Consider the following 25,770-nt stretch of genomic DNA (forward strand, 5'->3'; position numbering starts at 1 on the left):
GCCTTTCTGTTAAAAATTTTAGAGTGATTGTATGATTAGTCTTTTGCATGAGCAAATTGAATCAGTTCACGCATTTCGTCAAGAGTTTCTGTGCGTGCCAAAATACCATTTTCTCCCATAATTTTAGCAAAAATACCTGGAACAGACTGGATAGAAATAATCTTAGAACCAAATTTCTTACGGACAGCTTCTAAACTATTGCTATAGTGCTGATTATTTTTACGAGAAATATAGACAACATTATATTTGTGCGTAATATTTGCATGGAAGCTATTATCTTTGACAATATGAGCATATTCGCTAAAAATATCGAAATCATCAGCATAATTCCACATATCAATAGTCAAACCGCCTGGCGGACGACAGTTCACTTCCAGAGCCATCAGTTCTTTAGTTTCTTTCACACGGAAAAATTCAAAGTGGAAGAAACGTTCTTTTACTTTGAAGGCCTTCACGCATTTTTTACCAAGTTCAACTAATTTAGGGGAAATATCACGCGGAACATAGTAGAACATATCCCCGTCTTTTTCAACGGTATCCAAAACTGCTTCTGAATATTCCAAACTAGAGTAAAAGACAATGTTACCCTCATGATCCGTCAGCCCATCAAAAGTTACAATGTCTCCGTCAATAAATTCTTCCATGATGTATTCAACATTTGGATTTTTATAGTTGAAAAAGACTTCAAGTTCATCTTGAGATTTGATTTTATAAGTATCTGAAGCACCAACACCTGAATTGGGTTTGATAATAACCGGAAACTTGAGTTCTTCAACTAAAGCACGGGCTTCTTCATCTGAATGAAAGACATCTCCGTTTGCAACCTTGAGACCTATTTGACGGAAAATCTCTTTCATCTGACGCTTGGTTTTGATGGCCAGCATGTCCTCATTTTTATAGCCAAAAACATTAAAATCTGTGCGTAGTTTAGCATCTAATTCAAGCCAATATTCATTGTGAGATTCTATACGATCAATGCGCCCGTATTTATGAGCGAAATAAGCTACTGCACGGTAGACCTGATCATAGTCTTCCATGTTATCAACTTTATAATACTCTGTTAAATGGCTGCGCAATCCTTCTGACAGCTGATCATAAGGTGTATCTGCAATACCCAATGTGTGAATCCCATTTTCCTGCAAACGATGGGCAAAGGGCTCAAAGTTGGCTGGAAAGTGAGGCGAAATCATAACGAAATTCAATGGACGATCCATGTTAATTACCTCTGTTCCATAAATTACCCCTATTTTATCACAAAAACAGACAGAATTCTAGGAATTTTCTGAAAATATATATCCTTCAAAAGCTTCCCTAAGCTAATTTATGACATACAGAGGTCGTAAACTATAACAAAGCACAATCCAGTTATAGCTATAACCTATACCAAAACCTTACAATTAACTATTTTTCAAGCACAGCATTTTCCGATATGATAGTAACCATCAAAACAATTGAGGTATTTTATGACTAAATCTAAATTTCAGCTTGTTGGGTCACTTTTGCGCCCAGCAGACTTGCGTAAATACAAGGACGAAATTGAGCATCGTGATGACATTAGTTATCCTTTCTATGATGCTCTTGCTGGCTATCACGAAACTGAAACCGCAGATATTAAGCAAATTGTGGCAGATCAAAAAGAAAACGGCATTGATGTTTTAACTGACGGTGAGTTCGGCCGTTCCATGTGGCACCTAGACTTTGTTTGGGGGCTTAAAGGTATTGAGCGATACATTGCTGATCATGGCTATACTTTCGAGGATCATGATGGCGGTCAGTTTGAAACACGTAAAGATATTGGTATTCGTATCACTGAACCTCTTTCAGGAAAAAATCATCATTTTCTTGACATCTACAAATTGGTCAAAGAGGAAGCTGGCGGGCAAACAACTAAACAAACAATTTGGGGACCGGCACACGCTTATACTGAGCTTGCTATTTTTGATGGGCTGGCTGGTCCAGGACAAGTTTATGAAACAAATGCCGAGCTAAAAGCAGGATTGATTAAGGCTTACAAAGAATTTTTAGCAGAATATAAAGAAGTTGGCGGACAAATCGTTCAATTTGATGATTGTCTTTGGGAGCTATTTGATGAATCTAATTCCGCTTCTTTCTTTGCAGATGGCAATGAAGGATTAGCTAATCTAGCAGATGAGTTCATCGCTATTAACAATGAAGTCGTTGACTACGCTCATGAAATCGGTTTAACTGTCTGGACGCATAATTGCCGTGGAAACTACGAAAGCCGTTCTGCTGCTAAAGGAACCTACGAAGCTATCGCTACTAAATTTTTACGCGATCAGCATTACGATCGTTTCTTCCTTGAATGGGACAGTGAAGTTTCTGGCGACCTTAAAGCACTTGAGGCCCTCAAAGACAAAGATGCTGAGGTTGTTTTAGGTTTGCTTTCATCAAAAACAACTAATCTTGACAATGAAGCGCGTGCACTTCAGCTCCTCGAAGAGGCCAGTGCAATTTTACCTAAAGAACGTCTTTTCCTCTCACATCAATGCGGCTTTGCTTCATGTGATTCTGGAAATGAATTAGCCATTCCTCAACAGTGGAAAAAAATCAAACAAGGTCAAGAAATTGCGGCTAAATTCTGGGCATAAATACAGTAAAACCAGCACTCAAGAGAGACTGGTTTTTTATTTTATATCATTATCAAGATCAAGAAAACTTGCTAAATCTTTCAAAGCACGCTCTGCAATCTTTTCATAACGTTCTTTTTTATCACGAATGCGCGGACCATCCAGTTCTTTGATAATGCCGAAATTGACATTCATAGGCTGGAAATGCTTGCTGTCGGTATGGGTCACGTAGTAAGGCAGGCTACCGATAGCTGTCGTTTGCGGAAAAACAGTCGGTGCTTCACCTTTGAAGAGACGGGCTGCATTGATACCTGCAACGAGGCCTGAAGCCGCTGATTCCACATAGCCTTCAACCCCTGTCATTTGGCCGGCAAAGAAAAGGTTGGTCTTCTTTCGGGACTGGAAGGTCTGGGTCAGCAGATTTGGCGAATCCATATAGGAATTGCGGTGCATAACGCCGTAGCGAACAAATTCAGCATTCTCAAGACCTGGAATCATCTGGAAGACACGCTTTTGCTCGCCCCATTTGAGGTGAGTCTGGAAACCGACAATATTGTACAGGCTGCCGGCTGCATTGTCCTGACGAAGCTGAACAACGGCATAAGGCATCTTGAAATCACCGTCACGCGGACCCTTGTAGTCATCAGGATATTCCAGTCCGACTGGTTTCATGGGGCCATAAAGCATGGTCTTGATACCGCGCTTAGCCATGACTTCAATGGGCATGCAGCCTTCAAAGTATTTTTCCTTTTCAAAGGCATTAAGCGGTGCTTCTTCTGCTGCCGTCAGCGCCTCGTGAAAGGCTAGAAATTCCTCCTTGGTCATGGGACAGTTGAGATAGGCCGCTTCCCCCTTGTCGTAGCGTGACTTGAGGTAGACCTTGTCCATGTCAATCGTGCTTTTGTCAATAATAGGCGCTGCCGCATCGTAAAAATAAAACCCATCACCACCGTTGAGAGCGTGAATTTTTTCCGCTAGGCTGTCGCTGGTCAGAGGGCCCGTTGCAATCACCGTAATAGCATCGTCTGGAATCTCCGTAATTTCATCGCGAATAATATCAATGAGCGGATGATTTTCCAGCTCCGCGGTCACCGCCTGAGCGTACCCCTCACGATCAACAGCCATAGCACCGCCAGCAGGCACACGGTGGGCTTCGCCATTGCGCATGATAATAGAATCCAAACGGCGCATTTCTTCCTTGAGCAGACCAACCGCATTAGTCAGGCTGTCGCCGCGAAAAGAATTAGAACAGACCAATTCAGCAAATTTGTCAGTCTTATGCTGCGGCGTTGGCTTAACACCGCGCATTTCGTATAGTTTTACAGGAATGCCGCGCTTGGCAATCTGATAAGCCGCTTCAGAACCCGCCAAACCGGCTCCGATAACATTAATGTAAGATTGAGACAAAACCAATACCTCTTTGCCGGGATTTCCCAGCTCAAATCTTTCTATTTGTGATACGTGTTTATTATACCCTAATTCCTGAATTTTCCAAACGAGGTGATATTTTAGCTTAAAGGCCTCGTCGTCTCAGCTAAAACAGACAAATCCAGGCCGCAGCCAGTACGCTCAGAATACTAAAAAGAGAACCAATCAGATAATATTCCGCAAAGGCAGGGTTTTCAGAAATTTTATTGTAGCGGGCGATGGACTTAGCTGTGAAAACCAAACCGATGGAGGCAAACTGACCGAAAAGAAGACAAATACCGATAATAATGCGTTCAAGATAACCAATTGTTCCTCCTGCCCCAGCTATAGTATCCATATCGCTATTTAAGCGAGGCTGATATTTTTGGAAGAAAATCCGAAAAGCAATATTAGTAGGCTTGGTAATCAAAAGCAGAAACAAAATAATTAAAAGCAGCTGGGGTCGCAGCCAGTTAATTGAAATACTCTGCTCTGCTATTTGCCCTAGAAATAAAATAATCCCAATATGAGCGGCTTGATCCAAAGTAAAAGTCACAGCTGGATTGAGACCTAATCCTTCTGCTGCTTTGGGTTTGAGAAAGTCAATAAGACCGTGACTAAGTAAGATAAAAACAGCCGGTAAGACGAGGCGAGGAACCCCCAAAATAACAATAATCAATGGGAAAGCGACTCCTGCCAAATGTTTAAGTAGATAAATCCGTTCCGTATCTTTACGATCAGCAACCGTTTGACTCTGTAGATGAAAATCACTGAGAAAATGACAAATCAAAAAGAGTGTCAAAGCAGTGTGTTCTTGAAGGTAAATTGAAAGTCCTGTCATTGCTCCCCCTCCTTTTTAGATGATTGAAGTAACGTTAAAGCTGTATTTCTAGCTCTAAGGTAAACCTTGAGACTGCTGCTTTTTAACCGCTTAGATAGGGCGCTGGCCTGAATACCTAACCGCTCTGCTAAAGATTGATGGTCAAAGCGCTCATCATAAACACCCTGCTCTAAAAGAACATTCAATAACTCCATTTGGCTGTTTCGCCAATCGGATTTAATTGCTTCGCTAGCCGATATAAGAGCATTGAGACAAGTATCTTTAAAGGCATCATTAACCCTTACAAATACCTGAGTATTTCCATAATCATTTTTCTGATGAACCTGCTGGATCGCCTCTCTGGCTCGCCAATAAGCTGGACCATCTGATCCGATGCTGATTTCTGGATTAATTTTCGTCAAAATCTCTCCTTTTCCAAGGCCATAGCGGAGCTTACGAGGATAAATTCTCCTGTTAATATCATCTATGATCTGAAAAATGGGCGCATTCTCTTTTAGCAGTCCTTGAAACTCATCTCCCAGAGTAATCGAAAATTTGGAAACAATATAGTCAGCATAAACTTGATTAATCTCACTCAGTGCGAGCAACATTTTTTCTTGAACCTGCTGACGCTCATCAGCCAGCTCTTTTGAAGCAATCAAATCACCAATAACAGCTAAATAAATCATACTCGCCTCCTTTTATGTCTATTATAACAGACATAATAAAAAATGTCTATTTAAACAGATATTTGTGTTTTTATCCGTTTAAATAGACAAAACAGGAAAGTCAAGCATTGTTATTGTAAACATGCTTGAGCGCTCGTTTCTAAACCAATAGCTTACTTGACCTTTTCCTCTTTGTAATCACACTCTTCGTTGCTGCAGATGACCTGTTTGCCGCCACCGCGGACCTTTTTCTCAACCAGATAATCACCCGACTTAGGACAATTACGTCCGACTGGTATATCCCAAGAGGTAAAATCACATTCTGGATAGCGGTCACAGCCATAGAAAATGCGATTGCGCTTTGTCTTGCGTTCAATAACCTGCCCTTTGCCGCAAACAGGACAAGTCACTCCGATTTCTTTAGTGATAGCCTTGGTATTGTGGCAATCTGGGAAATTGCTGCAGGCATAGAATTTACCATAACGTCCTAGCTTGATAACCATAGGATGACCGCAAAGATCGCAATCAAAACCTGCAGGTTCATCTTTAATCTGAATTTTTTCAATACCTTCTTCAGCTTTGATTAGCTCTTTCTCGAAAGGTTTATAAAAGGAATCAATGACTTTTTGCCACTCTTCTTTTCCTTCTTCGACATCATCAAGTTTGCTTTCCATTTCAGCTGTAAATGTCACATCGACAATATCTGGGAAAAATTCTACGATAAGAGAATTAACAATTTCCCCTAATTCAGTTGGTTCAAAACGCTTAGCTGCTAATCTAACGTAATAGCGTTTCTGAATCGTCTCAAGGGTAGGAGCATAAGTTGACGGACGGCCAACACCATTTTCTTCTAAGGTCTTGATAAGCGTAGCTTCAGAATAGCGGGCAGGCGGCTGTGTGAAATGCTGTTCCGGTGTCGTCAGCACCTTTTTGACTGTATCTCCTTCTGCCATATCTGGAAGCATTTTATTTTTATCGGAGTCATTATAAACAGCCAGATAACCATCAAACTTAACTTGGCTGCCATTAGCTATGAAAATAACACCATTCTGAGAAATGGTAACCTTCATTGTATCAAAAACGGCAGCTAACATCTGACTAGCTACAAAACGATTCCAAATCAGAGTGTAAAGTTTAAGCTGGTCTTTATCAAGATACTTAGCGATAGACTCCGGTGTCTGAAAGACATTAGACGGACGAATAGCTTCATGGGCATCCTGAGCACCGCTCGCATTTCGTACGCGGCTGCCATGCTTAGAGTATTTTTCCCCGAAACGCTCTGTAATAAACTCTGCTGCCTGAGCTTGTGCCACTGGACTAATCCGTGTAGAATCTGTACGCATATAGGTAATTAAACCTTGCTGACCGCTGCCCAAATTGATACCTTCATAAAGCTGCTGAGCAATCATCATTGTTTTTCGGGTGCGGAAATTAATCTTATTGGCAGCATCCATCTGCATAGATGAGGTTGTATAAGGCAGCGGTGCATTGCGGCGGCGTTCCTTCTTTTCGACCTTATCAACAGCAAAGGCATCACCTTTAATACGTGCCAGCACTGCTTGGACATCATCATTGTTGGTTAATTTCAGCTTCTTACCGTCCAAACCATAGAAAGCTGCCTGAAATTTCTTTGTTCCCTTTTTAAAAGCACCATCAATCGTCCAATATTCTTCTGGTTTGAAAGCTTTGATTTCATTCTCACGATCAATGATAAGTTTAAGGGCAACTGACTGAACACGCCCAGCAGACAGCCCCTTCTTGACCTTTTTCCAAAGCAGCGGTGAGATAGAATACCCCACAATGCGATCCAGCACGCGGCGGGCTTGCTGAGCATCTACCAAGTCCATATCAATCTCACGCGGCTCTACAAAAGCATTCTTAACCGCATCCTTAGTAATTTCATTGAAAACTACGCGATTACGGTCTTTAGGATCTAAATTTAAAATGTGAGCCAAATGCCATGAAATTGCTTCTCCTTCGCGATCCGGGTCACTGGCCAGAAAAACCTGTTTGGCTTTTTTCGCTTCCTTTTTCAAATCATTGATCAACGGCCCTTTACCGCGAATATTGATATATTGCGGCTCATAGTTGTTATCAAAGTCAATAGACATGCTGGATTTCTTCAAATCACGTATATGCCCGACAGAGGCAACAACCTTGTAGTTCCTTCCCAGATACTTTTCAATGGTCTTAGCTTTTGCGGGTGATTCCACAATGACCAAATTTTTCTTGGTTTTGCTCGTTTTTCTCTTACTTGTTTTCTTTGTCGTTTTTTTATCTTTTGTTGCACTAGCAGTTGCCATACGATTCTCTTTTCTATTTTGAAAATGGCGGAGCTTTCACTCCTGTTTAGACAAACTTCTAGCATAATAACCCAGAAAACTTAAACTGTCAATAAAAAACTTTCTCCTATAGGAAAAGATATTTAGTAACTGCATTCATTTAAAATGTCAAATCCTGTCACAACACACTTAGCGCCTTCTTGGATAAGATGATGACAGCCATCCGATTTTCCATCTAAAATACTGCCGGGAATGGCAAAAACATCACGCCCTTCTTCCATGGCACGTTCACAGGTAATGAGGCTGCCAGAACGGATTTTTGCTTCGGCAACGATAACACCTTGAGACAAACCTGCAATGATTCGATTGCGCTCTGGAAAATGATATTTAAGCGGCTGTTCTCCCGGACCATATTCGGTTAAAATAAGCTGATTTTTGCCTATAAAGTCCTGCAGCGCAGCATTTTCTTTAGGGTAATGGACGTCCAGTCCTGTACCAATAACCGCAATAGTTGCTCCGCCGTTCTTCAGAGCCGATACGTGAGCCGAAGTGTCAATGCCACGCGCAAGTCCTGATACCAAAACGAAATGATTGCCCAGCTCCTTAACAATTTTCTGAACCGATTTGCTGCCTGTTTCACTGCATTTACGAGACCCCACCACTGCCAATTTAGGTTTTGTCAGAAGCTCGATATTGCCTTGGTAAAACAGCAGAGCTGGAGCATTATAGATTTCTTTTAAAGCTGGCGGATATTCCTTATCCAAAATTGAAAGACTGGGAAAACGATTAAAATCCTGACGCAGTGCCTTGGTATCCAAATTTTTATAGTGTTCCATAAAAATAATAGGATTTTTACATTTAGATACCACTGCCATATCACGCAAGGATAATGATTTTTTCTGTGCTTTTTCGTAATTGATAATATTTATAATGTTCAGATTTGTCAATCCAGCCTGACGTAATTTGTAGATTTCAAAATTATTCATAAGTACCTCCACTATATCTATACGAAAAATATGGAGAATAGCAGCAAAAATCTTTATGTTGAATTTTTCAATTATTCTTCAAATTTAGATAGGCTGCTGCTTTACTTATGACAGCATTGCTATAAAAAAGCTTCGAGCCTTGCCCGAAACTCTAGTATAAATCTAAAAAATGGCAAACTGCTCCAAGCAGATTGGCATCATTACGAAAATGACTGGCGACGATTGGTAATTGCAGTCTGTTTTTGGCAACATCAGTCTCTGCAGTCAATTCCCAATAGGACTTTTTGATTTGTTCAATCAAACTATTCTGAGCTGAAATACCTCCGCCGATAGCTAATTTTTCAAGCGGTAAAAAGGTCTGCAAATTCATAATCAGATAAGCAATATTACGGCAGTAATCTTCAAAAAGCCTCTGCAGCTGTATATTGTCACCCTTTTTTAAAGCTTGAAAAACTTGTGAACCATCTTCTTCAATCTCTAAAATTTGACTAGCCTGCCTGACAAAACCAACAGCCGATCCTGTATTGGTCAAGAGATTTTGCAGTCCGCGCATAGCTAGGCTAAATTGTCCCTTTAATCGCTCGGTACTTTCTTTTAAAGTGAGATTTTCTAAAGGCTCTGTTTTTTCAGAAGGCCTACCCCCCTGCAGAGTCATGAGATGAGCTCCAGAAACGATAGCACAGCCCACACCTGTTCCCAGAACTAAAATTGCTCCGCACCGTAAATTTTGTAAAGCGCCAGCTCTGGCTTCTGCCAATCCAGCAGCGTCAGCATCATTGATAACAGAAACAGGCAAATTTGTTTCCTGATTCAGCCACTTGCTCAAGGGAAGGTTTTTTAGATAAGGAATCAAACCGCCGCGAAAAACAAGACCTGTTCGCTTGTTAATTTCTCCAGGACATGAAATGGCAATTCCTTGAATGCTGTTTTGGTATTTTTTGGCAATAGTGCTGAGAGTGTTTTTGAAGCCTTCAAGATTATCTGGAGTTCTCACTTTGTCTGTGCAATCCAGCTTATAGAAACTTGTCACAAGACCATACTTGATAAAGGTTCCGCCGATGTCAATGGTCAAATAAGCAGCCATCTAGTTTAACTCCTTAATAATTCGAGCCGGATTGCCGGCAAGAACAACATTATCGCCAAAAGACTTCGTTACGACACTGCCGGCACCGACAACCACATTGTCTCCCAGAGTCACACCCGAAAGAATCGTCACGCCGCCACCAAGCCAGACATTATCCCCTATAGTAATAGGTGCTCCGTACTCAAGTCCGGAGATACGCTCCTGTGCATTCAGAGGGTGTAAAGGAGTCAGAAGCTGGCAATTAGGACCAATCATAGCATTGTCGCCAATACGAATCTCACAGACATCTAGGAAAGTCTGATTAAAATTAGCGTAAAAATTCTCACCAACATAAATATTGCTGCCATAATCACAAACAAAACGAGGTTCCATGTAGATAGTCTCGCCAGTCTTACCGAACCAAGATTTCAGGATATTGGCACGTTTGTCAGGATTAGGTTCATTATTAAAAGCTGTCATCTTATCATATTTCAAGCGTCTCAGTGCAGCAAGCTCCGCATCACTGGCATCATAAAGCTGACCTGCTAACATTTTTTCACGTTCTGTCACTAGATTGTCTCCTTTTTTATTTAATAACATATGACAAGAGATAAAAGAGTACCCATGTCCCAAAGATCAGTAGCTGCCATGTTTTTGTTTGAACCAAATAACCAACAAATTCTCTCACAAAGGCATTGAGGCTAAAGTAGAATTTTGTCTTAGCACCATACATAGCCGATACAACTGATTTTCTCCTTTCGCGACAAAGTCAGAGCACGAAAGAGATGGTAATAGCTGGTCACGATAGCAATCTTAGCACCTTCGGGAACAAGCTCTTTTGAAAAACGAAGGTTTTCGCGGGTATTTCTGGACTTCTTCTCTAGCCAAATATCCTGTTCTGGCACACCTTGACTGATGGCGTAATTGCGCATAGCTTCTGCTTCACTAATCAGTTCATCACTTCCTTGACCACCAGACATGATGAGTTTGCTGCCTGAACTTTTCCGATAGAGACTAATTCCTTTATTAATTCGAGAAGCGAGAAGCGGTGTAACCTTGTCGCCATTTAGTCCCGCTCCTAGCACAATAACAACATTGAGTTTTCGGGGAAATAAATGAAGGTTATTCAGTAAAGCAGCTGTTGTAAAAAAGACTAGCTGCATGAGCAGATACAAAACAAGAAAAGTAAAAACAACATAAGGGATAAGAAGCCCGTATTGTTGCTCAATTTTGGTGTAAAGATTGAGATAGCTATAAGAAAAAACAAGTAAAATAGCTACAATTCCTAGACCCAGCGATAAAAAATTACTCCAGCGCCGCCTTTCCCGATGTAACAATTGAAAACTCTTATAAAGACAAAGAATCCCAAAGACAACAGGGCCAACAACCATAGTTAAGATAATTGGCAGAATGGTGATATAAGACCAAGGATAAGGAAGTTTTGATAAGACGTACAAATACGTCATAAGCATCATTAACCAAAATAGGCTCCCCAGCCAAATAGTTCGCCTTTCAAAAAGATAAACTGCAAAAAATAAAACAATACTTCCCAAAAATAAATAAATCATTCTTTCTCCACCATTGATTTTATGGGTTCAAAGGTCTTACGATGAATAGGGGTAATGCCTAGTTTATCAAGTCCTGTCAAGTGAGCCTTGGTTCCGTAGCCAGCATTGTGGGCGAAATCATAACCGGGATATTGTTCGTCATAGTCTATCATCATGCGGTCACGCGTGACCTTGGCAACAATTGAAGCTGCCGCAATTGACAGCGAACTGGCATCACCCTTAATGATGGATTGCTGAGGAAGCGGTGTGTCCAGCTTCATGGCATCAATGAGCAGAAAATCCGGCCGGCAGTCTAAGTCTTCTAGGGCCGCCAGCATAGCTAGCTTAGTGGCTTCATAAATATTAACGCGGTCAATGACCTGATTGTCTATAATACCGATACCGACAGCCAGAGCCTTTTGCATAACTTGCTCATAGATAGCTTCGTGCTTGGATTTTGGAATTTTTTTGGAATCATTGAGGCGCTTGATTTTGCAATTTTTAGGAAGAATAACGCAGGCTGCGACAACGGGACCTGCTAAGGGGCCGCGGCCTACTTCGTCAATGCCTGCGATGGCCTCATAGCCTTGAGCGTAAAGCTCCTTTTCGTAGCGCAGCATTTTTTCCAGACGCAAATCCTCATCAATCTCAGCCTGAATGGCTCGCCTGCGCTGCTTGACCGCCGCCTGAACCCCAGCACGCGCGTCTGCTTCAAAATCTGCCCAGCGCGGGTCAGAGAGCTCAGAAATGGCCGCCAGCTGCGCTTTGATGTCCTTAACTGTCACCATGATCTTCTCCCGGCCTGTCCAGTGTATAGCGGCCCAGTCTGCCGTCGCGGACTTCCTTAACAAAGAGACTGTAAAAACGGTCATAGTCCTCACGAAAGCCTAGCTTTTGCGTCAAATTCATAATCATCTCAGGCGCTTCATCGTCCAAATCAATCCCCTTGAAACGCTCCAGCAGACGCTCCGGATAGTGGACTTTGAAATAGTTGAGGCCAAAGATAGTCACCTCATCCATAGGCAAGAGGTTATCCTTAATGGCACCGGTCAGAGCCAGTTTAAGCCCGACTTCTTCGTCTTCAAACTTCGGCCAGAGAATTCCCGGCGTATCAAGGATTTCCAGATTTTTATTGGACTTGAGCCACTGCTGACCCTTGGTGACACCCGGCTTATTGCCGACCACAGCGATTTTTTTGCCGGCCAGTCGGTTCATCAGCGTTGACTTGCCTGCATTGGGAATGCCGATAATCATGGTCCGCAATGTCTCTTTTTGAATCCCCCGCTCACGCAGTTTGGCCAGCTTATCCGCCATAAGTTCCCTGGCAGCAGCCGTCACCAGCTTAACTGCCGCTCCTTCCTTGGAATTGATGGCCAGAGTCTTTATTCCTTCTTTGGCAAAAAAGCTGCGCCATTCCTTGGTAAGATTGGCATCCGCCAGATCCGCCTTGTTTAAAATCAAAAGTTTTGGCTTATCGCCCACAATATTGGTCAGCATGGGATTCTGACTGGACAGAGGCAAACGTGCATCCACCAAAATCGTTACAAAATCAACATATTTTAAGTTCTCCTGAACCTGCCTGCGTGCCTTGGACATGTGACCGGGAAACCATTGAATAGTAGCCATGTCTTCTCCTGTTCATACATTTTTATATCTATTATAGCATATCTGATAATTTGGGGATGTTGAGACAACTATCTTTAAAACCTTGCTGGCAGATTAGTTTATCAGAAATACCATGTAAATAAAACGACCCAGCACTGGTACGCATTGCAGATGCAAGAGGCGATGCTGAGTCTCTATCATTATAGTTACGTAAATTATACTATTTTTCATGAAATAACGCTACGTAGAAGAAAATTAAAGCTTTGGCGTACAACATCTCTTATAAGCTACATTTATTTCTTGTCTCTTTCCAGAGGAAATGTCATACAATGAATACCCCCGCCGGCTTTAAGGATTTCTGTGATATCAACTTCAATGACCGTCATACCATGCTGGCGCAGCTGATTATTGATAAAAGTATTTTGACAAAGACTAAGGACACGGTTGTTCCCCAAAGCCTGAACATTATAAGCATGGCGGTAAATCATAGCCTCATCGCCAGAAATCAGCTCAATCCCTTTTTGGGCTAATAAGTTTAGAAAGTCCTCAGTCAGACCGTCTCTGTAGCCGATGGCCAATTGGGGAGCAACCAAATTAAAACACATATCCAAATGAAGATAATCAGGATTAGCCGGCACACCGTAAACCTGATACCCTAGAGGCTCTAAAGCCTGACGGATTTCAGCCACCCCTTTTTCATCCGTTCGCTGAATCATACCAATAGCCAGCGTGTGTTCATCAATAAAAGCAAAATCACCGCCTTCAAAGTGACCCTCTTGAACTTGAGCAATTTTCTTAATGCCGAGCTGTTTCATAATGTTTTCATAAAAGTTTCTCTCCTCAAAGCGAACATCGCTGACAAACTTGCCCAAAATATAACCTTCGCGAATATTCCCGCCAAAATCACGTGCGAAAATAGCTTCCGGAACACCTTCGTGAGCATCAACCGTAACAACTTCTACACCATTATCCTGATAGGTCTGAACCAAGTCTTGAAATTCAGCCATCATTTTAGCGTTATTCAAGCCGTCTTGGTGTTTTTTGGAAATTTCGTTAATCGGCGCCGCTTCAAATAAATATTTGGGAGAAGAAAGCAAAACCTTTCTCAATCGCCCTGTTCCATTATACACAACCATTTTTCGTCCCCTTATTCTTAATAAATCTTAGTGGCTAGTATACCCTTAAATAAAAAAACTTTCCAATATTAGCTGTAGTTAATTTTGGTTAGGAAAGAGAAAAAGAGCAGCTAAAGCCTGCTGCTCTAAGCTTTTATTGTAAAAGAAATAAATAGCTCTGCTATTGTCAAAAGTTAAGCTTCAATAGGCATAAAATTTCCGACAATCTTACCAATAATCCGCGGTTCTTCATCATAGGGAGCAAATTTATCGGCATAGCGCTTATTGAGAGATACCAAACGGAGACCTTCTTCCTCACGATAGACCTTCTTGATATAGGTCTGACCGTTCCAATCCACTGCATAAACAGCACCATCATAATCGAATCCTGTCTGCTTAATAAGGACAACTTCACCGTTTAGGTAAGTAGGTTCCATTGAATCTCCAAAAACCCAAGAGGCAAAATCATGATCTAAGGCTTCATCATAGAAGACTTCATCATAATTACCGTCTCCGAAATAGGAAAAACCTGTACCAGCCGACAGTTTTTCAAACACCTTGTAACTGAACAGTTCCACAACAGGTGCTTTCTCAACTTCCTCTTGCTTGAGTTTTTCCTGTGCCAGAAGCTTCTTAGCAAAATCAAGCGATTTTTTCTTGTTCTCCGACGATAATTTCAAATAGACATCAACGATTTCGTGCTCCGATAAAAAGTAAGTCTCAGTCACTCCGAAAATTTCTGATAAGACAGAAAGATTTTTTTGATTGGGCTTTGTTTTTCCATTTTCCCAATTAAAATAGGATGAACGCGAGATTCCCAACCGCTTAGCAACTTCAGCCTGACTGTATCCTTTTTCTTCTCGGATGTCTTTGAGCCTTTGACCTGAAAACATAGCATCACCTCGTAAGTTAATAAACTAACATTAGTGTATCAAAAAAAGAAGGTAAATTCAAGAGAATTCTGCCTTCTTTTTACATCACTTGCGCCTTTTCTTGGCTTTTCTCATCTTGTTTGCTTGACGTTTCATAGCTTGTTTCATCGCAAAGCTGCCGACTTTACCTTTGAGACCGCCGCCCATCAGCTGACTGAGATCCATATTGCCCATATCTGGCATACCAGCACCGCCCATCATGCCTTCAATGGCTGACATATCCATGCCTCCATTTGGCATATTCTTAGGCATATTATTGGGGTTGAGCCCCATTTGCTTCATCATCTGGCTCATATCTCCAGACATAACCCCTTGCATCATTTGTTTGGCTTGATTGAAATCTTTAATAAATTTATTGACATCAACAAAACTATTTCCTGAACCTGCTGCAATACGGCGGCGGCGGCTAGGATTTAAAAGATCTGGATTTTCACGCTCTTCTGGCGTCATAGAAGAGACGATTGCGCGTTTTCGAGCAATTTCTTTTTCATCAATCTTAACATTGGCCAGAGCTGGATTGTTTGCCATACCTGGAATCATTTTCATGATATCTTCCATAGGCCCCATATTTTGCACCTGATCCAGCTGGTCGATGAAATCGTTGAAATCAAAGCTATTTTCACGCATCTTTTCAGCCAGCTCGGCTGATTTTTGCTCATCGTATTCCTGACTTGCTTTCTCAATTAAAGTAAGCAAATCTCCCATGCCTAGGATTCGGCTGGCCATTCGGTCTGGGTGGAAGGTTTCAATATCCGTAATTTTCTCACCGGTACCGGTAAATTTAATCGGTTTTCCTGTGATTTCACGAATAGAAAGCGCTGCACCGCCACGGGTGTCCCCATCAATTTTGGTCAGCACAACTCCCGTGATGTCCAATTGTTCATTAAATTCTCGGGCGACATTGGCTGCTTCCTGACCAATCATACTGTCAACAACGAGAAGAATCTCATTTGACTGTGCTAGCGATTTGACATCACGAAGTTCCTGCATGAGGGTTTCATCAATTTGCAGCCGACCAGCCGTATCAATCAAAACATAGTCGTTATTATTTGCACGCGCCTGCTCTAAACCTTGTTTGACAATCTCAACGGCAGAATGATCCGTCCCCATATCAAAGACAGGAACGCTGATTTGCTCACCCAGAGTCTTCAGCTGGTCAATAGCTGCTGGACGGTAAATATCTGCTGCAATCATCAAAGGACGAGCTGTATTTTCCTTGATAAGTTTATTAGCAAGCTTTCCTGCGAATGTCGTTTTACCTGCCCCTTGAAGACCAACCATCATAATAATAGTCGGAATCCTTGGTGCTTTTTCAAGTTCTGACGTTTCAGACCCCAAAATTTCAGTCAATTCTTCATTGACAATTTTGATAATCTGTTGTGAGGCATCCAGCGTATCAATGATTTCATGACCTACAGCACGCTCACGGACACGTTTAATAAAAGTCTTGACAACAGGCAAAGCAACGTCCGCTTCCAATAAAGCCAGACGGATTTCTTTAGTAACTTCCTGAACTTCTTTTTCAGAAAGTTTGCCTTTGCGACGCAGATTTTTGAAAACGCCCTGCAAGCGTTCTGTTAAGCTTTCAAATGCCATAATAATTAAGATACCCTGAGCTGCAAATATCCATCGGAGAATTTAACGCCATAATGTTAAATTCTCTTTCTGCACAACATGAACATGAGACCAATTCACAAATAAAGCCCCGCAACTCATTTCCTTTCATTTATTATTCAAAAATGTGTTTAATCACGATTATCAATGCTGCTCAGCACTGCTATTTTTTCAAGCAAAAACGCATCAGCCGCATACTTCTCGGTCAGCTCATCAAAGATTTGACTGCGTACAATATAGTCCGAATACATGTGCAGTTTCATTTCATAATCTTCTAAGATTTTTTCCGTACGTTTGATATTATCATAAACGGCTTGACGGCTGACATTGAATTCTTCAGCAATTTCCGCCAAACTGTAATCGTCGGCATAATAAAGCTCGATATAATTCATTTGCTTGTCCGTTAACAACGCGGCATAAAACTCAAACAACGCATTCATTCGATTGGTTTTTTCAATTTCCATGGAAATTATTTTACCATATTTAACAGTCATTTAACAGCAACAGACCACAATGGCTGTGCTGTATTTTTATTGCTTAATCTTTAGAATTATAATTTTTATTCAATTATTTTCCAAATAAAATTCAAATCGTCCGCCGACATAATAGCTGCGCACATACTCGAAGGCCTGACCGTCTTGTAAAAAAGAAACTTGTGTTAAATTCAAAATAGCTGCTCCTTTAGAAACAGATAGATATTTAGCTAATTTACTATCAGCTAAACTGGCCGAAATCGTCTGCTGACTTTTGCCAATACTGTAACCATTATTTGTCAGTGTTTTAAAAAAATGTTCTGTCACTTCTTTTTTGTTCATGTCTCGGATAAGCTTCTCAGGAATACTAGCCACCTCATAGACCACAGGAAGATCGTCAGCATAGCGTACACGTTCCATGCGCACAACATAAGATTTAGGCTGAAGTCCCAAATGTTTAATTTCAAATTCATTAGGCCGAATCCGATTGTAAGAGATAAGGCGGCTGGACGGCTGTTTGCCCTGATTTTTTACAATTTCAGTAAAGGAAGTTGTCCCCCGCATCTTTTCTTTGACCCGACTGGAAGCAACAAAGGTTCCCGCTCCCATACGACGTTCTAAAATCCCTTCATCTACCAACAGAGTAATAGCCTGACGAACGGTCATACGGCTGACTTCAAAATCATCTGACAAATCACGCTCACTAGGCAGTCGCTGCCCGATTTTCCAAACGCCTTCATCAATCTCTGCCTTAATATGATCATGAATCTGAATATAAGCTGGCAGCATCATATTAGTTCCCCTTTTATTCCTATGATTTCCAATTCAAATAAAACTTATTGGATAAGATTGTTATAGACAGTATCTTCTGAGCTGTCTGAAAAATGAATTGGCTGCAGTGTCCAGTCAGTTGCTGTTTGTTGATAACGATTTGTCAAGACCGACTCAAAAACATTGTCATGAACATCGATCACCCCCGTATCAGACGAGTGCTGTCCAATCGTTGCACTGTAAGCAATGATATTGCCACTGCTGTCTTTATAAGGTAAGAAAGAATTATTAGCAACAACGATATTATTGCAGAGATGCTCCGTTTGATTATAAGCGCTGTAATTAGCATCCGAATTTTTAATGATATTTCCATCCCAAACACCGCTGTTATCTGTTTTATCAAACTGAATCGCTTCGGCATAATAATCATGCAGCTCCGCATTATCAGGAATGCTTGTTACCGCAGTCAAATCTGGGGCATAACCAATAAATTCGTTGTTTTCAAAGGTCGAATTTTGAAGAGCTCCCAAATCAAAAATATGACTGCCTTTTTTGTGTACCATAGTGAAGCTATTGTTACTAATTTTCCAATTATCACCATGATTTGCCATAATCATAAACTGATTTCCTGCTGATAAATCACTGGCAGTAAAATCAATTCCAGTCATGGTGAAATTTCTGACACCGTCGCTAGCTCCCGTTCCTGTTGCAAAACCAATCCAGTAAGCAGATCCTTGAACTTTCAGAGTGGTATTGTTCCCGCGCAAAACTGTATCTGAAGACAAAGTCAGATAATCTGTCTCTGGAGAGTCACTTCCTATTGAAAATTCCCCTTCGGGCAACATTAGAGCTGTGTTAGGATTGTTTTTTGCATAGGTGAAAGCCTCTTTCAAAATCGTATTGTTTTGCTCTGCTGTATTTTCAGAACTTAACTTAATATGGTAGGTGTCAGATATAGCAGACTCAGGAACATTGGTAATAGTTCTGCCATCATCAAGAATGACATTGTATTTATAACCGCCGTCTTGATTGGAATAATTAGGTGCAGCTTCTTGAATGGTTACAATCTCACCTCGATAATCAACCAAACTGGCATTATCCAAATCTTTATCTGCTAATTTTGAGATTTGAAGAATTTGACCCTTTTTGTATTTTGACTCCGTAACTTTGGTCAATTCATTTTCGCCGACGCCTGTTATTTTAGAACCATTTTCAAACCTTACCTGATAAGTATAGGTTACATTTTTTTCATTATCTTCTTTAGAATTAATCTTTTGAACCTTTCCGATCCAGTTGTGGTACTGGCTCAAGTCCTTATCACTGCTTGTTTTACTTGCCTGAGAAGAAATTTGAATTTCCTGTCCTTCTTGAAAAACAGATTTATTTTTTTCCTTGAACAGCAATCCAATAACTGAAAAACTCCCCGTTAGGGCAAACAATAGTAAAACAGAACTAATAAAAAGAGCCAAGGCTACTAGTTCTCTCTTGCGGAACAAACCTTTTCTTTTTCGTTTATAGTGTCTTTTTTTATTCACATTTGACCTCGATAACTCAATAATACAACTATTTATTCTAGCACATTGACCGCTATTTTCCAATAACTTTCTAAAATGGCAATACAGCAAGATAATTAGAAATTCTAGTGCTAAATAGATTATTTTATGCTAGAATAAAAAGGAATGTAACTTGGCCTGTGCCATTTGAAAGAAAGGGTTATAATGACTGACAATTCTATTTTAAATGATGTTCAAAAAATCATTGTTTTAGACTACGGTAGCCAGTACAACCAATTAATTGCGCGTCGCATTCGTGAATTCGGTGTTTTCTCTGAACTTAAGAGTCACAAAATCACCGCTGACGAAATTCGCGACATTAAGCCAATTGGTATTGTACTTTCAGGCGGTCCAAATTCTGTTTATGCTGATGATGCTTTTGGAATTGATGAGCAGATTTTTGAACTGGGAATCCCAATTTTAGGGATTTGTTACGGCATGCAGCTCATCACTCATAAATTGGGTGGCAAGGTTCTGCCTGCAGGTCAGGCTGGCAACCGTGAATACGGTCAATCAACACTTCGCCTTCACGAAAAATCGAAACTTTTTTCTGAAACCCCAGAGGAACAAATTGTACTCATGAGTCATGGAGATGCTGTCACTGAAATCCCTGAAGGGTTCCATCTTGTTGGTGATTCTGAAGATTGTCCTTTTGCAGCCATGGAAAATCCTGAGAAAAACTTCTACGGTATCCAATTCCATCCAGAAGTTCGTCATTCTGTCTATGGCAATGCCATTTTGAAAAATTTTGCTCTTAATATTTGCGGTGCTAAAGGTGACTGGTCAATGGAAAATTTCATTGATTTAGAAATCGCTAAAATTCGTGAAACTGTTGGTGAACGCAAAGTCCTCCTCGGCTTATCAGGCGGTGTTGACTCATCAGTTGTCGGTGTCCTGCTTCAACGGGCTATTGGTGACCAACTGACCTGTATCTTCGTTGACCATGGCCTTCTTCGTAAAGGAGAAGGCGATCAGGTTATGACTATGTTGGGAGGCAAGTTTGGCCTCAACATTATTCGTGTTGATGCCTCAAAACGCTTCCTTGATTTACTCGCAGGCATTGACGATCCTGAGAAAAAGCGTAAGATTATTGGTAATGAATTTGTTTACGTTTTTGATGATGAAGCCAGCAAACTAAAAGGTGTTGACTTCCTAGCTCAGGGAACCCTTTATACTGATATTATTGAATCAGGAACAGAAACGGCTCAGACCATTAAGAGCCACCACAATGTTGGTGGGCTTCCAGAGGACATGCAGTTCCAACTGATTGAACCACTTAACACCCTCTTTAAAGATGAAGTACGCGCTCTTGGTACCGCTCTTGGTATGCCTGATGAAATCGTCTGGCGTCAGCCATTCCCAGGTCCAGGCCTTGCTATTCGTATCATGGGAGAAATCACCAAGGAAAAACTTGAAACGGTTCGTGAATCAGACGCTATTTTACGCGAAGAAATCGCTAAAGCTGGTCTTGAACGCGATGTTTGGCAATACTTTACGGTTAATACCGGCGTTCGCTCTGTTGGTGTCATGGGAGACGGTCGAACCTATGATTACACCATTGCTATCCGCGCAATCACTTCTATTGATGGCATGACAGCTGACTTTGCAAGACTTCCTTGGGACGTGCTCCAAAAAATCTCGGTTCGCATTGTCAACGAGGTTGACCATGTCAATCGCATTGTCTACGATATTACCAGCAAACCACCTGCAACCGTTGAGTGGGAATAATTTAAAACTAACAAAAAAGGCTATGAAATACTGATTTCAAAGCCTTTTTGAGTGTTAGTGCCCCTTTACAGCCTGTGTGGCGACATCTTCACCAAACCATTTGTCAGAGATCTTTTGGAATGTGCCATTTTGGTAAAGTGTTTGAAAACCTTGATTAATTTTTTCAACAAGTGTTTTATCGTCCTTACGAGCCCCGACGGCAAAATCTTCTCCTTCAAATTCCGAGGCAATAATATTGTAATTTTCAATTTCTCCTTCTTGCTGGAGATAATAATTAGCATACACACGATCAATTAACAACCCATCAATACGGCCGTGTTCAAGATCAATGAGAGCCTGTGTAAAAGTTGAATATTGTGTGGCTTTATTGCCTGCAACGATATTCTTAAGAATATCTGGCTTACTCTCAAAAAGATCATAGCCAGAAGAACCTGCTTGGGCACCCAATTCTTTGCCAGACATACCAGCAAAAGCTGTAATACCTGATGATTTTTTGGTGACAAGCACCTGCTCATTAATCATGTAAGGTACGGTGAAAAGAACACTTTCCTGACGTTCATCAGTGATAGAATAACCATTCCAAATGAGATCGATAGTTCCATTTTTCAGTTCGGTTTCTTTCATATCCCAGTCAATAGCCTGCCATTCCACTTTGATACCGTAGAGGGCAAACACGGCATTAGCAAGATCAATGTCAAATCCAATATAGCTGCCGTCCTTTTCCTCATAGCCCATAGGAACAAAGGTTGCATCAAAACCAATTTTAATCTTTTTTTCTTTGACATAAGTCTCCCATTGATCCGTTTTCGTTGCAAAATTGGAACGTGAACTGCAGGCACTTAACGTTAAAATCGGAATGACAATCAAAACCGTCAAAAGAATATATTTGATTACTTTCTTCATCATTTAACCACCCTGCTATTTAGGATTAATTGTTACAATATCATCTGCAATATGTTCTGCAAATTGAAGATCATGAGTGATAACAATCTGTGTAATCCCCGTTTCGCGATTCTGCAGAATTAATCTTTCTACTTCTTGGCGTAATTCAGGATCAAGTGCCGATGTTGGTTCATCATAACCGATAATCTTTGGATCAATCATCATGGCACGAGCAAAAGCTACACGCTGCTTTTGACCGCCAGACAATGAATAAGGATAAGCCTCTGCTTGTTCTGTCAACCCCAGACGGTTAAGCAAGTCTCTTGCTTTTTCTACTGCTTCTGCCTTTGATTTTCCCATTGTTTTTACTGGCGATAAGATCAAATTATCTAAAACACTCAGGTGAGGAAAAAGCTGAAAATCCTGAAAAACAAAGCCCAGTAAATTTCTAGCCTCCATCTGATCCAATGGTATTTCCTCGTTTTTATAAATAACTTGACCTGAATCAATGGTTTCAAGCCCTGCTAACATGCGAAGAAGAGTTGTTTTACCGCCGCCTGAAGGACCGACAACTGCCAAAATCTTTCCTTCTTCAAGTTTTAAATTAAATCCTTCAAAAATTTTATGCTGACCAAATTGTTTGGAAATATTTTTTAATTCTAACATGCAGTCTCCTATTTGTAGTAATTAAATTTCTTTTCGATTTGTTTGGAAGCTAGGGTAACAAGACCAACCAGAATAAGGTAAATAGCTCCTGCAACAAACATTGGTGCCAAAGTAGCATCGCGGTTAGCTGCGGTACGGCTCTCCAAAAGAAGATCACCAACACCTAAAACATAAACAAGCGATGAATCTTTTACCAAATTAATAATCTCATTGAACATGCTAGGAAGGACAATTTTTACCACTTGCGGCAAAATGATATAGCGAACAGTTTGAAAGGGAGTAAACTTCAAAACCTTAGCCGCTTCATATTGCCCTTTTGGAATAGCTGCGATTCCACCGCGGAAAATTTCAGCAAAATAGGCCGCATAATTAAGCGTAAAAGCAATGATAGCTGCCGGTAAGCGATCAAACACGATTCCCACGCTTGGTAAGACATAATAAATAAAAATAAGCTGCAAAAGGAGCGGAGTCCCGCGCATAATCCAAACATACAAAGTCAACAGCCAGTTCAGCGGCTTAAATTTGATTTGCATCAAAAAGGCCAAAAGTATTCCCAAAGGTATGGAGAGAATAATAACGATAAAAAATACCTCAAGGGTGACAACTGCACCATTCAAAAGGGCAGGCAAAATATCTAAGACGTAAGACATAAAAACTCCTATTTAAACTGATACTATCATTATAGCAAATTTTAAGGTAAAGGCATAGCTAATTATTAGAGGACATAGAGCCTGTCTATCAAAAAAAGACCAGAAAACTCTGATCTTTCTTCTTGTCTCATTTACAGTTTTTTCACAAATTCAGACTTAAGCTTCATAGCTCCAAACCCGTCCACTTTGCAATCAATATTGTGATCACCGTCAACTAGGCGAATATTTTTAACACGTGTCCCCTGTTTGATATCCTTGGGTGCTCCTTTAACCTTGAGATCTTTAATAACGGTGACTGTATCACCATCAGAAAGACGTGTGCCGTTGCTGTCAAGGACAACCAATCCCTCTTCTTCTGCAGCTTCATTGGGAGCCCATTCATAAGCACACTCTGGACAAACCAAGAGAATACCATCTTCGTAAACATATTCTGAATTACATTTTGGACAATTTGGTAAAGACATTAATTATAATTTCTCCCTTTTGAATATTGCTGAACTTATCAGCTACTCTTTTTATTCTAACATTAGATGTCTTAATTTGACAAGATTGAATAAACCTGCAAATCTAAAAACATCGAGATAATTCTTAGGCGTTTAAACCTATTCAACCGTTACCGCTTTAGCCAAATTACGTGGTTTATCAACATCAAGACCACGTTGCAAGGAAGCAAAGTAAGCAATTAACTGAGTGGGAATAACAGTGGAAATACTTGTCAAATAAGGGTGAACCTTATTAACCACAATATCATCCCCATCCTTTTCTAGACCCTCTTCAACAACAGTCAAAACATGAGCACCACGCGCAACAACTTCTTGAATATTTCCGCGCGTATGAGCTGCAACAGCTTCACTTGATGAAATCAGACCAATCACAGGTGTTCCATCTTCAATCAGCGAAATTGTACCGTGTTTCAACTCACCAGCAGCGAACCCTTCACATTGGATATAGGAAATTTCTTTTAATTTCAATGAGGCTTCCATTGCCACATAATAATCATTACCACGGCCAATATAAAAAGCGTTGCGAGTTGTTGCTAGTAGATTCTTAACTTTTTCAGCAATCAAATCTTTTTCGGAAAGAGTTGCCTCAATAGATTGTGCTACGATTGATAGTTCGTGTACAAGATCGAATTCCAGCGCTTCTTTTTTGCCATTAGCTTCGCCAACTGCTTTTGAAAGGAAGGCCAGTGCTGCAACTTGTGCTGTATAAGCCTTGGTAGAAGCAACTGCAATTTCAGGCCCAGCGTGTAATAACATGGTGTAAGTCGCTTCACGAGACAGTGTTGAGCCAGGAACATTGGTTACTGTCAGACTCGGTATGCCCATTTCATTGGCTTTAACCAATACTTGACGACTGTCAGCTGTTTCACCAGATTGGCTTAATAAGATAAACATAGGATTCTTACTGAGAAGCGGCATATTGTAGCCCCATTCAGAAGCAACACCCAGCTCCACTGGTGTATCAGTCAATTTTTCAATCATTGATTTCGAAGCAAAGCCAGCATTGTAAGATGTTCCAGCAGCCAAAATATAAATGCGATCAGCCTCTTGAACAGACTTCACAATAGCAGGATCAACTGTTAAATTACCATTTTCATTAGCGTAAGTTGAAATCAATTTACGCATAACTGTTGGTTGCTCGTCAATCTCTTTAAGCATGTAGTAAGGATAGGTTCCTTTACCGATGTCAGAGAGGTCAAGTTCAGCCGTATAAGATTCTCGTTCAATAATATTGCCATCGTAATCCATCATTCTTGCTGAATCTTTGGTCAAAACAACCAATTCCTTGTCGTGAATTTCCATAAATTCAGATGTTTCACGAATCATAGCCATAGCATCTGAACAGACCATATTGTAACCTTCACCAAGACCGATTAAAAGTGGTGATTTATTTTTAGCGACATAAATAGTATCTGGATTTTGTGAATCTACCAACGCAAAAGCATAAGAACCTTCAATGATATGCAAAGCTTTTTTGAAAGCTTCAAGTACAGACAAACCATCTTCTACAAATTGTCCAATCAAATGAACAGCAATTTCGGTATCTGTTTCACCTTTCAGATTGTGACCAGCTAAATAGTCTTCCTTGATTTGCAGATAGTTTTCAATGACACCATTGTGAACCAATACAAAACGGCCAGTTGCTGAAGTATGCGGATGCGCGTTTTCTTCAGTGGCTTGACCGTGAGTAGCCCAGCGTGTATGACCGATACCAGCGGTACCTGCTATATCAATACCAATTTTGGCACGAAGGTCTGCAATGCGGCCAACCGATTTGACTAGACTTGATCTATCTCCATTGGTAACATAAATTCCTGCCGAATCATAACCCCGATATTCCAATTTTTCAAGTCCTTGCATTAAAATATCTACAGCATTTCTATTACCAACAACACCTACAATACCACACATATAAAT

At 40.7% G+C, this 25,770-nt stretch carries 24 protein-coding genes; 2 read left to right on the forward strand and 22 right to left on the reverse strand.

The annotated features are described in order from the left end of the window. Positions 1-35 precede the first annotated feature (35 nt). Complete coding sequence (locus tag ACVRZ8_RS00540; RefSeq protein WP_447447326.1) at positions 36-1,214, reverse strand: ATP-grasp domain-containing protein; 1,179 nt, start codon at positions 1,212-1,214, stop codon at positions 36-38. Positions 1,215-1,463: 249 nt separating this feature from the next. On the opposite strand from ACVRZ8_RS00540, the gene ACVRZ8_RS00545 reads away from it, so the two are divergent. Further along, entirely contained in the window at positions 1,464-2,609 is a 1,146-nt protein-coding gene (locus tag ACVRZ8_RS00545) for a cobalamin-independent methionine synthase II family protein (RefSeq protein ID WP_447447327.1), read from the forward strand. A 36-nt stretch (positions 2,610-2,645) separates the two neighbouring features. Here ACVRZ8_RS00545 and trmFO read toward each other — a convergent pair whose 3' ends face one another. The 16 genes from trmFO to ACVRZ8_RS00625 form a co-directional block, all read right to left on the reverse strand. Further along, entirely contained in the window at positions 2,646-3,995 is a 1,350-nt protein-coding gene (gene trmFO / locus ACVRZ8_RS00550; RefSeq protein ID WP_447447329.1) for a methylenetetrahydrofolate--tRNA-(uracil(54)-C(5))-methyltransferase (FADH(2)-oxidizing) TrmFO, read from the reverse strand. Positions 3,996-4,122: 127 nt separating this feature from the next. Continuing rightward, a complete protein-coding gene (locus tag ACVRZ8_RS00555) occupies positions 4,123-4,836 on the reverse strand; it encodes a DUF3307 domain-containing protein (RefSeq protein WP_447447331.1) in 714 nt (237 codons plus the stop codon). Beyond that, positions 4,833-5,504, reverse strand: a complete 672-nt coding sequence (locus tag ACVRZ8_RS00560) for a SatD family protein (protein ID WP_447447333.1) — start codon at positions 5,502-5,504, stop codon at positions 4,833-4,835. Before ACVRZ8_RS00560 ends, ACVRZ8_RS00555 begins: the two co-directional genes overlap by 4 nt. Positions 5,505-5,656: 152 nt before the next feature. Beyond that, positions 5,657-7,786 carry a type I DNA topoisomerase gene (gene topA / locus ACVRZ8_RS00565; RefSeq protein WP_447447335.1) on the reverse strand — a complete coding sequence of 710 codons (2,130 nt, stop codon included), beginning with the start codon at positions 7,784-7,786 and terminating at the stop codon, positions 5,657-5,659. A 122-nt stretch (positions 7,787-7,908) separates the two neighbouring features. Then, a complete protein-coding gene (gene dprA / locus ACVRZ8_RS00570) occupies positions 7,909-8,751 on the reverse strand; it encodes a DNA-processing protein DprA (RefSeq protein WP_447447337.1) in 843 nt (280 codons plus the stop codon). Positions 8,752-8,902: 151 nt separating this feature from the next. Then, entirely contained in the window at positions 8,903-9,835 is a 933-nt protein-coding gene (locus ACVRZ8_RS00575; RefSeq protein ID WP_447447339.1) for an ROK family protein, read from the reverse strand. Continuing rightward, entirely contained in the window at positions 9,836-10,414 is a 579-nt protein-coding gene (locus ACVRZ8_RS00580; RefSeq protein WP_447447341.1) for a sugar O-acetyltransferase, read from the reverse strand. A gap of 119 nt (positions 10,415-10,533) precedes the next feature. Then, entirely contained in the window at positions 10,534-11,382 is an 849-nt protein-coding gene (locus tag ACVRZ8_RS00585; protein ID WP_447447343.1) for a YdcF family protein, read from the reverse strand. Then, positions 11,379-12,149 carry a ribonuclease HII gene (gene rnhB / locus ACVRZ8_RS00590; protein ID WP_447447345.1) on the reverse strand — a complete coding sequence of 257 codons (771 nt, stop codon included), beginning with the start codon at positions 12,147-12,149 and terminating at the stop codon, positions 11,379-11,381. The genes ACVRZ8_RS00585 and rnhB overlap by 4 nt, the downstream gene beginning before the upstream one ends. Beyond that, on the reverse strand, positions 12,136-12,987 hold the full coding sequence (ylqF, locus tag ACVRZ8_RS00595) for a ribosome biogenesis GTPase YlqF (protein ID WP_447447347.1): 852 nt from the start codon (positions 12,985-12,987) through the stop codon (positions 12,136-12,138). The genes rnhB and ylqF overlap by 14 nt, the downstream gene beginning before the upstream one ends. A 272-nt stretch (positions 12,988-13,259) precedes the next feature. Then, positions 13,260-14,102 carry a dimethylarginine dimethylaminohydrolase family protein gene (locus ACVRZ8_RS00600; RefSeq protein WP_447447349.1) on the reverse strand — a complete coding sequence of 281 codons (843 nt, stop codon included), beginning with the start codon at positions 14,100-14,102 and terminating at the stop codon, positions 13,260-13,262. Positions 14,103-14,275: 173 nt separating this feature from the next. After that, the gene (locus ACVRZ8_RS00605) at positions 14,276-14,974 is read right to left on the reverse strand and encodes an XRE family transcriptional regulator (protein WP_447447351.1); all 699 of its coding nucleotides are present in this window, start codon (positions 14,972-14,974) and stop codon (positions 14,276-14,278) included. Positions 14,975-15,058: 84 nt separating this feature from the next. Next, positions 15,059-16,609: a signal recognition particle protein gene (gene ffh, locus ACVRZ8_RS00610; protein WP_447447353.1), complete on the reverse strand. Its 1,551-nt coding sequence runs from the start codon at positions 16,607-16,609 to the stop codon at positions 15,059-15,061. A gap of 149 nt (positions 16,610-16,758) precedes the next feature. Next, the gene (locus tag ACVRZ8_RS00615) at positions 16,759-17,091 is read right to left on the reverse strand and encodes a putative DNA-binding protein (RefSeq protein ID WP_447447354.1); all 333 of its coding nucleotides are present in this window, start codon (positions 17,089-17,091) and stop codon (positions 16,759-16,761) included. A 99-nt stretch (positions 17,092-17,190) separates the two neighbouring features. Then, on the reverse strand, positions 17,191-17,889 hold the full coding sequence (locus ACVRZ8_RS00620) for a GntR family transcriptional regulator (RefSeq protein WP_447447548.1): 699 nt from the start codon (positions 17,887-17,889) through the stop codon (positions 17,191-17,193). 47 nt (positions 17,890-17,936) lie between these two features. After that, a complete protein-coding gene (locus ACVRZ8_RS00625) occupies positions 17,937-19,406 on the reverse strand; it encodes an HlyD family secretion protein (protein ID WP_447447356.1) in 1,470 nt (489 codons plus the stop codon). Positions 19,407-19,589: 183 nt separating this feature from the next. Between ACVRZ8_RS00625 and guaA the strand changes: the two genes are divergently transcribed. Then, positions 19,590-21,152, forward strand: a complete 1,563-nt coding sequence (gene guaA, locus ACVRZ8_RS00630) for a glutamine-hydrolyzing GMP synthase (RefSeq protein WP_447447358.1) — start codon at positions 19,590-19,592, stop codon at positions 21,150-21,152. Positions 21,153-21,206: 54 nt separating this feature from the next. On the opposite strand, the gene ACVRZ8_RS00635 is transcribed toward guaA, so the two are convergent. From ACVRZ8_RS00635 to glmS, 5 genes are all read right to left on the reverse strand, one after another. Beyond that, positions 21,207-22,055, reverse strand: coding sequence for an amino acid ABC transporter substrate-binding protein (locus tag ACVRZ8_RS00635; protein WP_447447549.1), 849 nt, complete (start codon positions 22,053-22,055; stop codon positions 21,207-21,209). Between the two features lie 15 nt (positions 22,056-22,070). Further along, entirely contained in the window at positions 22,071-22,700 is a 630-nt protein-coding gene (locus ACVRZ8_RS00640) for an amino acid ABC transporter ATP-binding protein (protein WP_447447360.1), read from the reverse strand. Between the two features lie 8 nt (positions 22,701-22,708). Continuing rightward, complete coding sequence (locus ACVRZ8_RS00645) at positions 22,709-23,350, reverse strand: amino acid ABC transporter permease (RefSeq protein WP_447447362.1); 642 nt, start codon at positions 23,348-23,350, stop codon at positions 22,709-22,711. Between the two features lie 131 nt (positions 23,351-23,481). After that, positions 23,482-23,814: a zinc ribbon domain-containing protein YjdM gene (locus ACVRZ8_RS00650; RefSeq protein WP_447447364.1), complete on the reverse strand. Its 333-nt coding sequence runs from the start codon at positions 23,812-23,814 to the stop codon at positions 23,482-23,484. 138 nt (positions 23,815-23,952) lie between these two features. Beyond that, positions 23,953-25,764 carry a glutamine--fructose-6-phosphate transaminase (isomerizing) gene (gene glmS, locus ACVRZ8_RS00655; RefSeq protein WP_447447366.1) on the reverse strand — a complete coding sequence of 604 codons (1,812 nt, stop codon included), beginning with the start codon at positions 25,762-25,764 and terminating at the stop codon, positions 23,953-23,955. Positions 25,765-25,770 lie beyond the last annotated feature (6 nt).

It is taken from the genome of Streptococcus dentiloxodontae, from assembly GCF_053206925.1.